General features: G+C 36.7%; 2 protein-coding genes. Both read right to left on the reverse strand.

Annotation, left to right across the window (positions count from 1 at the left end):
* Positions 1–962 precede the first annotated feature (962 nt).
* Positions 963–1,412 (reverse strand): hypothetical protein, encoded by a 450-nt coding sequence (locus ACFIL8_RS09670; protein WP_375611689.1) that lies wholly within the window; start codon positions 1,410–1,412, stop codon positions 963–965.
* 45 nt (positions 1,413–1,457) lie between these two features.
* Positions 1,458–1,823, reverse strand: a complete 366-nt coding sequence (locus ACFIL8_RS09675) for a hypothetical protein (RefSeq protein WP_375613650.1) — start codon at positions 1,821–1,823, stop codon at positions 1,458–1,460.
* Positions 1,824–1,879: the final 56 nt, after the last annotated feature.

The raw sequence follows: 1,879 nt of genomic DNA on the forward strand, positions 1-1,879 counted from the left end.
TGTTCACGGGGCTGTATTGAGACTTAACGAAGGCTGTTGACAGAAAAGATTGCCTCTTTGCTGGGATTTAAGTGAGGGAATACAGAGAAAACCACATCCGTGTATTTTAAGAGGCAGTTCTTTTATGAAGAACGCAATGTCGTTGTTTTATTTAATTCACACTTATATTCAATGTATTCATGCCCATTTCGCACTGGTGTTCATGAATTCTATCATGTGAAATCCATCGGTTATCTTTGCTTAATAAAAGATGTAAACTGGGCGTTATTGCTTTAATTTTCAATGTTGCAACAGTTCTTCTTTTGATACCTGATCATTCATAAGAGGTATTTTATTCATCCATTTCCTTGCTGGGATATGTGAGGAAATGATTTTGATTCAGTTTTTTACGAACAGATTTGAAAGGGAGAATCTTACAGTATTTGAGGTTCTCATTTGACATGCAAAATAAATCATCACTATAAATTAATATGTTGAATTTTTGCACTCAAGAAGAGGTATTTCTTGCACGTTTATTAGCTTTTCCCAAGTGATGTCATTTTCTTAAAATGGGAATGCGTTGACAGAAAGGTTTCTTCTTTTCCAAGATTTAAGTGAGGGGATACAGTAAAAAACGCGCCGTCGCCCGTGTGGTGGATATTTAAGACTTATCACATTAATTTATAATAATAATTCATTGTTTTGAATGTTAGGTGAGGGCCCCTAAACCCCTAGAATTCTCTCATTTCCAAATTTGTTCCATGTTGGATCAACAAAAACCATTCGCTTGCACGTTGCAAACGGGGAGAGCCCGTGTGGATAAATTTGTATAAGAAGGAATAAAAATGGCTCTTATGAACTCTCTCTAGCACCAAGGATTGTGGGCAACATCCACGAGTTGGTAAAGCGTGTGATAATGCCGGCTTGCAGAAAATGTTTAAACCTTCAGAATGCTATGTCAGCGCTTATTGATGTTAGTTTTCTTAATGAGGCATTATCTTCGCTCTCTCTTTTGTTGTTTCAACAGAAAGAATGGAGACAAGTGCACCGGTATGATAATTGTAAATCATAAATTTTGTTTGTCCATCAGGGGTTAAAACTTTCAGTACAATATTGTGTTCTGAGAGGCTTTGCGACAAAATCTGTGTTTTTTCCGGTAGAGAGAGCGTATGATGGATAACGTGTGGGTTTTTGCTGAGAGAGGAAGATAGCTCTGTTTGTTTTGGCGCTGATCCGGTTTTTATCACTTTATAAACAATTAAAAACAGTACGGTTAGAATAAGGAAAAGCGTTATTAAAACGGAAATAATCATTAAACCCATAAGTTTTTTTCTCACTCGTTCTACGGCAGGGTCTAAAGGGAGATCTTGAGGCAGAGAATTTTGCTCTGTGTGATGGTCTTTTGAAGGGTGCATTCGCTTATTATCCATCATGTCTTTCATTGATTATTTTTTTTGAGATCTGATGGGTTTATGCTTTTAAAGTTTTTTGTGCAAGAGGTTTGTGGAAGAAGAATGTAAAAGAGGAAGCGATGTTGGTAAAATATCTTCTTTGTGTACTGTAGACAGCTTGTCCTTTACGTTTTGGCTTTTAAGCAGGAAATTTCCATGGTTTGTTACAGACCAGATCAAGTTTACTTCTTGTTGATGTAAACTGGGTTGTACGTTTATACATTGAGCAAAAATTTGTTGTCCATAAAGTGCAAACTTTTTTGTGGACGGGACCATGGCCTGTTCACAAGCTTGAGCCGTGGGATAGATTTTAACCATTGTATTGTTCGAATAGCAACTATTAAAATCATCTGTACATGAAACTAATAAGAGGATAAAAACAAGGGGATTCATCAATTATTTTCCAAATGACAGGTTGACAGAGCGGACTCCAATTTGTCAGCCTAGGG

Source organism: Bartonella sp. AP57NXGY (assembly GCF_042195805.1).
In the GTDB taxonomy this organism is placed as follows: Bacteria; Pseudomonadota; Alphaproteobacteria; order Rhizobiales; family Rhizobiaceae; genus Bartonella.